Source organism: Microvirga sp. GN3, from assembly GCF_055792825.1.
In genome coordinates this window covers 19,977-30,095 of the sequence record NZ_JBVVAK010000097.1, presented here as the reverse complement: position 1 = coordinate 30,095, position 10,119 = coordinate 19,977, and the positions used below count along the sequence as shown (strand labels likewise).

8 protein-coding genes are annotated in these 10,119 nt (G+C 63.9%); 1 reads left to right on the top strand and 7 read right to left on the bottom strand.

From position 1 onward, the window contains the following. Positions 1–119: 119 nt before the first annotated feature. The 5 genes from ACS5Q1_RS32350 to ACS5Q1_RS32330 form a co-directional block, all read right to left on the bottom strand. Positions 120–680, bottom strand: coding sequence for a NifU family protein (locus tag ACS5Q1_RS32350; protein WP_473102056.1), 561 nt, complete (start codon positions 678–680; stop codon positions 120–122). Between the two features lie 236 nt (positions 681–916). Next, positions 917–1,414 carry a universal stress protein gene (locus ACS5Q1_RS32345; RefSeq protein WP_203441817.1) on the bottom strand — a complete coding sequence of 166 codons (498 nt, stop codon included), beginning with the start codon at positions 1,412–1,414 and terminating at the stop codon, positions 917–919. Positions 1,415–1,497: 83 nt separating this feature from the next. After that, on the bottom strand, positions 1,498–2,538 hold the full coding sequence (trpS, locus tag ACS5Q1_RS32340) for a tryptophan--tRNA ligase (RefSeq protein WP_203441816.1): 1,041 nt from the start codon (positions 2,536–2,538) through the stop codon (positions 1,498–1,500). Positions 2,539–2,699: 161 nt separating this feature from the next. Continuing rightward, complete coding sequence (gene murJ / locus ACS5Q1_RS32335; RefSeq protein WP_473102055.1) at positions 2,700–4,223, bottom strand: murein biosynthesis integral membrane protein MurJ; 1,524 nt, start codon at positions 4,221–4,223, stop codon at positions 2,700–2,702. 215 nt (positions 4,224–4,438) lie between these two features. Next, on the bottom strand, positions 4,439–5,065 hold the full coding sequence (locus tag ACS5Q1_RS32330) for a thioredoxin domain-containing protein (RefSeq protein WP_473102054.1): 627 nt from the start codon (positions 5,063–5,065) through the stop codon (positions 4,439–4,441). A gap of 190 nt (positions 5,066–5,255) precedes the next feature. On the opposite strand from ACS5Q1_RS32330, the gene ACS5Q1_RS32325 reads away from it, so the two are divergent. After that, positions 5,256–6,155, top strand: a complete 900-nt coding sequence (locus tag ACS5Q1_RS32325; protein WP_473102053.1) for a protein-L-isoaspartate O-methyltransferase family protein — start codon at positions 5,256–5,258, stop codon at positions 6,153–6,155. 6 nt (positions 6,156–6,161) lie between these two features. Here the strand turns inward: ACS5Q1_RS32325 and ACS5Q1_RS32320 are convergent, their stop codons facing one another. Both ACS5Q1_RS32320 and fabI read right to left on the bottom strand, forming a co-directional pair. After that, positions 6,162–8,738, bottom strand: a complete 2,577-nt coding sequence (locus ACS5Q1_RS32320) for a bifunctional diguanylate cyclase/phosphodiesterase (RefSeq protein WP_473102052.1) — start codon at positions 8,736–8,738, stop codon at positions 6,162–6,164. Between the two features lie 474 nt (positions 8,739–9,212). Beyond that, positions 9,213–10,043: an enoyl-ACP reductase FabI gene (gene fabI / locus ACS5Q1_RS32315; RefSeq protein ID WP_305846599.1), complete on the bottom strand. Its 831-nt coding sequence runs from the start codon at positions 10,041–10,043 to the stop codon at positions 9,213–9,215. Positions 10,044–10,119: the final 76 nt, after the last annotated feature.

Here is a 10,119-nt window from a genome sequence, read left to right as displayed (position 1 = left end):
GTCGGTTGGCTTACCCAGACAATGCGGCTCCATCTTCGCCCACTGGGCATCCGTCAATACATAGCGATCCATCAAGAGCTTGAATCATAAGCCCAAGCTCTCGTGAATCCCCACAGACCTTAGACCGCCTGCACCTCGCGCACATCCGGCAGGAAGTGGCGCAGCAGGTTCTGGATGCCGTGGCGCAGGGTGGCGGTCGAAGACGGGCAGCCCGAGCAGGCGCCCTTCATGACGAGATAGACGGTGCCGTCCTTGAAACCGCGGAAGGTGATGTCGCCGCCATCGCCCGCCACCGCCGGGCGGATGCGGGTCTCGAGCAGTTCCTTGATGGTCTCCACCGTGGCGGCATCCGCATCGTCGAAGAATTCCTCGCCATCATCCTCCGTCGCACCATAGCCGTTGGCGAAGAGCGGCGCGCCGGTCATGAAATGCTCCATGATCGCGCCGAGGATGGCGGGCTTCAGATGTTGCCACTCGCCGTCCGCCTTGGTGACGGTGACGAAGTCATAGCCGAAGAACACGCCGGTCACGCCCGGCACGGCGAAGAGCCGCTGGGCGAGGGGAGAGACTTCGCCGGCTTCAGGGGTCTTCGCCTCGAACGTACCCTCGGACATGACCACGCGGCCGGGCAGGAACTTCAGGGTGGCAGGATTGGGGGTCGCTTCAGTCTGAATAAACATCGCTTCTTTCGTCCTCTGCGCCGGTTCAAGGCCGGCCGAGTGTGGGTGTTAGAATCGTTCTAACAGGTTCCGAACTCAATGTGGAATGGATCGGAGTGGATTCCAAGGGGAGAATATATGCCCACAAGGCATCGCGGGGCTGCATAGCAGAGCCCGGGATTGTTCGACGAGAGTAGCGATTTATCCTGAGAGCGATCCCGGATCTCCGCGGACGCTCCGTCCGGGATGACGTCTCCCTAACCGGCTAGCGCGTCGATCTCCTCGTCCGTCAGGCCTCCCGGGACGATCACGATAGGGATTGGAAAGGAGGCGGCGGAGCGGCCGGCGAGGGTCGAGACCAGGGGGCCAGGACCTTCCTTGGCGCTGCCGGCGGCGAGCACGAGGAAGGAGATATCCTCGTCCTCGTTGATGAGCTTCATGATCTCGTCGGCTCGGTTGCCGACGCGGATCACCTGCTCAGGCTCGACGCCTGCGGCGCTGCGCGCCTCGCGGGCGGCGGCATCGAGCTGCTTCTGGGCTTCCTCACTCGCCTCCTCGATCATGGCCTCGCCGACGCCGAGCCATTCGAAATTGTCGGGCGGGTCCACGACTGCGAGCATGATCATGCTCGCGCCGGTACGGGCGGTTCGCCGCGAGGCGAAGTGGACCGCGCGGGCGCATTCCGGGGTCTGGTCGACCACCACCATGAATTTCGGCCGGTGGCCGGATTCGTAGGATCGGCGCTTGCCGCTCACAGCACGTTCTCCTGAGATCACGAAAGATGCTGCCCTGCCGTCGCGACAAGAGCAAGCCCAGGCATCCGCCGTAAGGTCGGGGATCAGCGTGCCCGCACGAAGCCGACGATGTCCTTCACCGCATCCATGGTTACGGAGGCCAGCGCACGGGCTCGTGCCGAGCCATCGGCCAAGACGGCGTCGATATGGCCGGGATCGGCCATGAGGCGACGCATCTCGTCCGCGACGGGCGAGAGCTTCGTCACGGCGACATCCACGAGGGCGGCCTTGAAGCCTGAGAATTGCGAGCCGCCATGCTGGCGCAGCACGTCTTCCGGCGTGGTGTCCATGAGGGCCGCGTAGATCGCTACCAGGTTCTCGGCCTCGGGACGGGCCTTCAGGCCGTCGACCTCGCTCGGCAAAGGCTCGGGATCGGTCTTCGCCTTACGGACCTTCTGGGCGATGGTATCGGCATCGTCCGTCAGGTTGATGCGCGAGTAATCGGACGGGTCCGACTTCGACATCTTCTTCGAGCCGTCGCGCAGCGACATGACACGGGTGGCCGGGCCCTGGATCATCGGCTCGGTCAGCGGGAAGAAGGCATCGCCGAAGCCATGGGCGGCAATCGATTCGGCCCAGTCGTTGTTGAACTTCTGGGCGATGTCGCGGGTCAGTTCGAGATGCTGCTTCTGGTCCTCGCCCACCGGCACATGGGTGGCGCGGTAGACCAGGATGTCGGCGGCCATCAGGTCCGGATAGGCGTAGAGGCCGACCGAGGCGTTCTCCCGGTCCTTGCCCGCCTTGTCCTTGAACTGGGTCATCCGGTTGAGCCAGCCGAGGCGTGCAACGCAGTTGAACACCCAGGCCAGCTCCGCATGCTGCGGGACCTGGCTCTGGTTGAAGACGATATGGCGCTTCGGGTCGATGCCGGCGGCGATGAAGGCGGCCGTCACTTCGCGGATCTGGCGGGTGAGGTCGGTCGGGTTCTGCGGCACTGTGATCGCGTGCATATCCACGACGCAATAGATGCAGTCGTAGTTCTCCTGCATGGCGACGAAGCGCTTGATGGCGCCGAGATAATTCCCGAGATGGAGATTGCCGGTGGGCTGAACGCCCGAGAACACCAGCTCCTTGAACTGCGCCATCGTCTTGAACTCCCACAGGGTGCATGCGCAAGGCTGAACCGCCAACCGCCCCAGATTGCCTTATGACCGCTTTGTTTCGCAGCGAACCGGAGGCCGCTTAGCTCGACAATGCTCCATTGAGGCGCGCGTTATGACAGGGCCGCGCCACGATGCAAGGGTTCTCACGATTTTTTCGTGAGAACGGCCCAATCGTCGCGGGTCACCGCGCCGGTGGCCCAGGCCACGAGGGCATAAAGCCCAAGACCACCGAAGCAGAGAGCCGCGAGGGAGAGGGCGCCTGCCCTCGGGAAGGTGCTCTTGATGGCTACGAGCGCGAGGCTCATGGCGAGAACTGCAACGACGATCCGCATCAGGCGGGCCGTCAGCGCGCGGTCCGGCGACCAGAGGCCGAATCGGCGAAGGCCGAACACCACGGCGCCCGTATGGCCGAGGCACCCGATGCTGACCCCGACCGCGATCCCGGTCGGGCCGAGAGGCCAGGCGAGCAGGAGGGAGGCGGCCAGGGTCAGAACAAGGCCGAGGATCGCCGCTATCAGCGCCGCTCTCAAAGAGCCGCGGGCGAACAGGGTCTGGCTCAGCACCTTGGCGGCGGTCGCGAAGGGCAGGCCCAAGCTCAAGGCCATGAGCACGAGAGCGGTGCCCTCCGCGTCGGAGGATTGAAACGCGCCGCGCTCGAACAGCACGCTGGTCATGGGACGGGCCAGAATGAACAGCGCTGCGCTCGCCGGCAGAGCGAGCAGCAGCGCCACTTCCAGCGCCCGGTTCTGTGCCGCCACGATGGCCTGTGTGTCGCCTGATTGGTGGCGGCGGGCGAGTTCGGGCAGGAGCAGGCTCGAGCCGAGAGCAGCCATCAGCCCGAGCGGCAGCTGCATGACCCTCTCAGCATAGTAGAGCCAGGACACGCCGGAGGGCCAGAACGAGGCGATCTGGGTCGCGGCCAGGATGAAGAGCTGCACGGCGCCGCTCGCCACCAGCACGGGAAACCCGGCGAGCAGGAGACTTTTCAAAAGCGGCGACCAGCGGGGCTTGCGGAAGCGCACGAGCGGGATCTCACTATCCCACAGAGCCGCGGCGATGAAGGCGAACTGGATCAATCCGGCAAGGCTCGATGCTGCCGCGAGCCATGCCGCCTTCTGCGCGAGCGGTAGGGAAAGGCCGGCTTCCAGGACGACGAGCGCCAGGATCAGCCCGCCGTTGACCGCGAGTGGTGCGAGTGCCGTCGCGGCAAAGCGCCCGCGCATGTTCAGGATCGCGGCCCCGATGGAAGCAAGCGTCACGCATAAGACGATGGGAAAGGACAGGCGGGTATAGAGCGCGACCAGCGCCAGTGTCTCGCTATCGTCGTGCAGGCCCGGCGCGAGAATAAGGGCGAGTAGTCCCGCGCCGATCTCCACGAGCGCCGTCAGGCCGAGCAGCGTTAGCCCAAAGACCGCCAGCACATCGCCGACCGTCTTTGCAGCCTCGTCAGGGTCCAGAGAACTGAGAGCCGGAACGAGCGCCGGATTGAGCCCGCCCTCGCCGACGATGCGCCGCACCAGATTCGGCAGGCGGAAGGCGGCGAGAAACGCATCCGCCACCGGGCCCGCTCCCAGGGCCTGCGCGAACAGCATGTCCCGGACGAAGCCGAGAACACGCGAGGCCATCGAGCCGAGGCCGACCAGGAGCGAGGAGCGGATAAGCGACATGCCCTTTGGGGCTTAGCGGGTCCCGGGGAGAATGTCTAAGGGGACAGCTTGGATGGGTGTTACCGCTGTCATTCCGGGGCCGCGCAGCGGAGCCCGGAAGCCATAGCCGCTGACGCTGCAGAATGAGCGTGACGCTGATTATCCTCTTCTGACACGTCGTGTTTATGGATTCCGGGCTCGGCTCTGACGAGCCGCCCCGGAATGACAGGGAGGCGTTAACCCCGCGCCCGCGCGATCGCCTCGCGCTTCTGCTCCAGGCTCATGCCGCCGATATAGGCCTCCGTGCCGATCAGGAAGGACGGGGTCGCGACGAGGCCGAGATCGTTGCCGGTGGCGAACGCATCCTTCATCCACTGGGTCGTCTTCTCGCTGTCGGCGATCTCGGCCATGCGTTTGCGATCGCCGCCGAGACGCTCGGCCTCGGCCAGCGCCCGCGGGCCGTCGACCGTGCCGCGTAAGGCGAACAGAGCAAGATGCAGCGGCAGATAGCGCTCAGGCCCATAGAGCTGCAGATAGGCCAGGGCCGCGCGCGTGGCGGCAACCGATTGCGGGCTCAGCACGGCGAAATTCACCAGCACGTAGGTCAGCTCGGGCTCGGCCTTCAGCAGATCGGGCAGGACTTGCGCCGAGCGTTTGCACCAGGGGCAGTTGTAGTCGAAATATTCCACCATGATCACGTCGCCATGCTTGTGGCCGAGGCGCACGATGGAGGGTAGGTTCAGTGCGTTATCGATCAGCTCCACCGGGATCATCTGCGGCTCCGGTGCGGATTGCGCAAAGGCGGGAGCTTTCGTGCCGGCAAGAGCAAGACCGGCGAGAACGACGCGGCGAGACAGGATCATGAACGGAACTCTCGTAAGGAGAATCTCTCGTGCCGGTCGATCGTGGCGATGGCAAGGCCAAGGTTGTTTTTCTCACACCCTCGTGAAGGTGCGGGCATATCTCGCGCGCGCCGCGAACGTGCTCATCATCGGATTGCAAGCTGTCCCGATCCTGCCGACAATCGCCGCAACGAATGCGGGAAGCAGTCTGATGGAATCGATTTTCGATGAACGCGAACTCGCCGTGATCCGGCGGGCCTTCGCCAAACAGATCCTCGTCGCCGGCGGCATCGAGACCGATGGAGGGTTGGAGAAGGCGATTGCGGCGGTTCCGCGCGAGCGCTTCCTGGGCGCTCCGCCCTGGCACATATCGCGTCCACCGCGCGGCTACGAGACCGTGCTCTCGCACGACCCCGTAATCCTCTATCAGGATGCGTTGTTTGCGCTCTTGTCTCCGCGCGGCATCAACAACGGCAGCCCTTCGCTTCATGCGCGCTGGCTGCATGCGCTGTCCTTGCGCGAAGGCGAGCGCGTCGCCCATATCGGCGCCGGCAGTGGGTACTACACGGCGATCATGGCTCACCTCGTCGGGAGCCGGGGCCATGTTGTCGCCGTCGAGTTCGATCCGGCTCTTGCCGAACTCGCGCGGGCCAATCTGGCAGAGCATACGAATGTCACCGTGATCGAAGGCGACGGCGCCGAATGGCCGCGCGAGGCTGTGGATGCGGTATATGTGAATTTTTCAGTCGAGCGGCCTGCCGGCGAATGGATCGAGCATTTGCAGCCGAACGGCCGTCTCATTTTTCCGCTCGGCGTTCCCCGGCTGAAGCCGAGCCCATGGGGCGGCACCCATGCCCTTCATGGCGCAGGATTGTGCGTCACGCGCAAGAAAGCCGGCCTGTCCGTACGCTGTCTTGGCCCGGCCTACTTCGTCTGCGCGGAAGGCAGGCTGTCGCCGGGAGGAACACAGAGGGAGGCGCTGCAGGCCGCCTTCGAGAACCAAGGCATCGAGTTCGTGCGCAGCCTGATCTGGAAAGAGAACGCTGCGCCGGGACGATGCTGGTTCACAGGACCCGGCTGGGCGCTCTCCTATGATGAGGTCGCGGAATAACGGATGTCACATGCCCGTCCATGACGTGACGAAGGACGGCACGTTCTCGGCGGGCATGGGACGCCCGAAATGGTATCCCTGCACGAGATCGCAGCTCATGCGTTGCAGAAGGGTCGCCTGAAAGGCGCTCTCGACGCCTTCGGCCACCACCTCGATGCCGAGATTGCGGCCGAGATTCAGCAGAGCCCTGACGATGGCGGCGTCGTCCGCATCGGTCTCCAGGCCGCTCACGAAGGTCCGGTCGATCTTGATCGCGTCGACTGGGAAGCGCTTGAGATGCGACAGCGAGGCATAGCCGGTGCCGAAATCGTCGAGCGCAATCGTCACGCCCTCCGCACATAACGTGCGCAATGCTCGCTCCACGTACTCGGCTCCGGAGCCGAGAAAGACGCTCTCGGTCACTTCCACTTCGAGGCAGCGGGCTGGCACATCCATCCGTCTCAAGTCGTCGAGCACGCGCTCGGCATAGTTGTCGCGCCGGAACTCGGCGGCCGACGCATTGATCGCGATGCGGCCGACGGAAAGCCCGGCATCGAGCCAGCCGCGGATATCCCTGAAAATGCACGATCGCATGCGCTCGCCGATGGCCGTGCCGAGCTCGGTGTCGTTGAAGGCGGGAGCGATCTGTTCCGGCGACTGGATTCCGTTGTGGGGGTGACGCCAGCGCAGAAGCGCTTCGAATCCGCCGAGCGCTCCTGAGGCCAGCACCACCTTGGGCTGGTAGAACGGCACGATCCAATCGGACGTGACAGCTCGTGCCGCCACCTCCAGGGCCGAGGCCGTCTTTTGCGACTCCTCCCGCATGGTCGGGACGAACATCTTGAACGAGCCCCGTCCGGTGGTCTTGCTGCGATAGAGCGCGAGGTCAGCCTGCTTCTGAAGCTCCTCGGGACTCATGCTGAAGCCGGCAGCAATGGCCCCGCCGATGCTGGTGCGGCAGTCCAGCAGCCTGCCGTCCCGCTTCAACGGGTCCTGCATGCGGGCCAGAATGGAATCGGCCATCGCGACGACATCGCTCTCTCCCGCGATCTCGGGCAGGAGGACGGCGAATTCGTCGCCACCCAGCCGGGCGACGGTGTCGGCGGGGCGCACGACACTGCGCAGCCGCTGTGCGAATTCCTTCAGGAGATCGTCGCCGGCATCATGACCGAACCGGTCGTTGATCTGCTTGAGATGATCGAGATCCATGACCAGCAGACCAGCGGCCGGATGGGCGTCGGATATCCCGTCGAGCGCCTGCTGAAGGCGCTCGCGGAAAAGTCTGCGATTGGCGAGACCCGTGAGATCGTCATGGTGGGCGGCCCAGCGGAGGGTTTCCTCCGTGAGCTTCCGGTCGTGGATGTCCTCGGCAGCTCCGTACCAACGAATGACGGTGCCGTCTTCGCTGCGGCGGGCCGCGGCACGGGAGCGGAACCAGCGATAGGTATCATCGGCCATGCGCAGGCGATAATCCACATCGAGATCCTCGCCGGTCGCCACGGAGTGGGACCACCGGTCGATAACGAGTGCCGAGTCGTCGGGATGAAGTGCTTCGGCCCAGCCGGAACCCAGCGAGTCTTCCGGTCGCTTGCCGGTGCGATCGTACCAGCGCGAGGAGACGTCGAGGATGTTGCCCTGCGGATCGGCCGTCCAGGAGATTTGAGGATTGAGCTCGACCGAGTGGCGGTGATGCTCTTCGCTCTCGCGCAAGGCCGCATCGTCCCGCTGCCGTTCGATTGCCAGCGCCGCCAGATGAAGCAGGGCTTCCATGCGCATCATTTCGTCGCCGGCCGGGGCACGGGGCTCGCCATAATAGAGAGCGAGAGTGCCGAGGACTTCGCTGGAGCGCGAGAAGACCGGCTTCGACCAGCAGGCCCGCAGGCCGTGACCGAGCGCGAGGTCGCGCCAATCGGCCCATAATGGGTCGGATGCGATGTCGGTGACGATGACGCTGCTGCGCGTATGGGCGGCCGTGCCGCATGAACCTGCTTTAGGCCCGACAGAGGCCCCGTCGATGGCGGCACAATAGGCGGCGGGAAGGCTGGGCGCCGCGCCGTGCCGAAGCCGTCCGCCCTGGGGGTCGTGCAGCAGGATCGAACACCAAGCGCCTGGGATACGTTCCTCGGTCAGTCTGCAGAGAGCGGCGAGGATCTCGCCGACAGGCTGACCGGCGGCGACCATTTCCAGGACGCAAGCATGATCGTGGAGGGTCTGTTCTGCCTCTTTCCGGTCGTGAATGTCTTCCGTCGTACCGTACCAGAAGATGATTGTGCCGGCTTCATCGCGACGGGCGGCCGAGCTGGACCGGCACCAGCGGTAGCTGCCGTCAGCCGTCTTGATCCTATATTCGCATTGATAGGGCGTCCCGGTCGCCAGGCTTGCGCGCCTCGACTGAATCAGACGAGGCAGGTCGTCGGGATGGACCAGCTTCACCCAGCCATTGCCGACCAGCTCTTCGGGCGGCTGGCCGATCCATTCGGCCCAGCCGGGTCCGATCTGAACGACCTTTCCATCCGCGTCGGCAAGCCACGGGATCTGTCGGCTCAGTTCGAATGCGTAATGATACAGACTTTCACTGATTGGCGAGCCATTCCCTTTAGGCATGAGCAGATCTTCGTGAGACAAGCTATGCGCCCGGGCAAAGGGAAAGTGGTCGTTCCATTGCATATCGCAAACCAGAATGCCGCGAATATAAGATAAATTCTTGGCCTACATTAGGATGTCTGTCCATTAGGATGAATGGACTAAGTTGGCCTTATTTGGAGGTCGAAGAGGCCCTTTTTTACTGATGATTTATTAGTAAGGTTAAGTGGCCTTCGAAACGTCGAGCCCTGATGTCACGCTTCAGGGCTGAGAGTACCCGCCTGATTTTCGAGAGACGTGCCAGCTGGTGCACTCCATTCCTGCCAGACTCGGAGGAGGGGCACCAATAGGTTTGATCCAGGTTTGCCAGATCTTTGGAAGAGGGCGCTTAGAGCATCGGACCCAAAAGTGGATTTGCACTTTTGGGATCGATCCGATGCTCAATCCCTTAAGCAGCGCATCGTTCGGTGCGGACCCGGAGGTCCGCACGATGCGCTAGCCCTCTTCACCTGTCACGCCGGCGGCATCCTGGGCTTTGAGCACCTCGGGGCGCGGCATCGAGATGATGTTGTAGCCGGAATCCACGTAGTGGATCTCGCCTGTCACGCCGTTGGAGAGGTCGGAGAGCAGGTAGAGGGCCGAGCCGCCGATATCCTCGATGGTCACCGTACGGCGAAGGGGAGCATGCGCCTTCTGGTAGGTGAACATGAGGCGGGCATCCGAGATGCCGGCACCGGCCAGCGTACGCACGGGCCCCGCCGAGATGGCGTTGCAGCGGATTCCTTTAGGCCCGAGATCGGATGCGATATAGCGCATGGAGGCTTCCAGCGCCGCCTTCGCCACACCCATCACGTTGTAGTTCGGCATGACCCGGGTGGAGCCGCCATAGGTGAGGGTGAGGAGCGAGCCGCCGTTCTTCATGCGCTTGGCCGCGCGCTGTGCGATCTCCGTGAAGGAGAAGCAGGAGATCACCATGGTGCGCGAAAAGTTCTCGCGGGTGGTGACGTCCACGTAAGAGCCCTTGAGCTGCGACTTGTCGGAGAAGCCGATGGCGTGAACCACGAAGTCGAGGCCATCCCAGGTCCTGTCGAGGGTGTCGAATACCGCATCGACCGAGGCGATGTCCTCCACGTCGCAAGGGAGAACGAGGCTGGAGCCGAGCGATTGAGCCAGAGGAGTGACGCGCTTGCCCAGAGCCTCGCCCTGATAGGTGAAGGCGAGTTCAGCTCCATGCTCCGCCAGGGTCTTGGCGATGCCCCAGGCGATGGAATGGTCGTTGGCGACGCCCATGATGAGGCCGCGCTTTCCTTGCATCAGACCGGTCACTTGGGTCCCCCTATGCATCGGCTCCATGGTGCGACGCCAATTGTTATGAAAGTGTGCATCGCGAGCCGGAAGAATG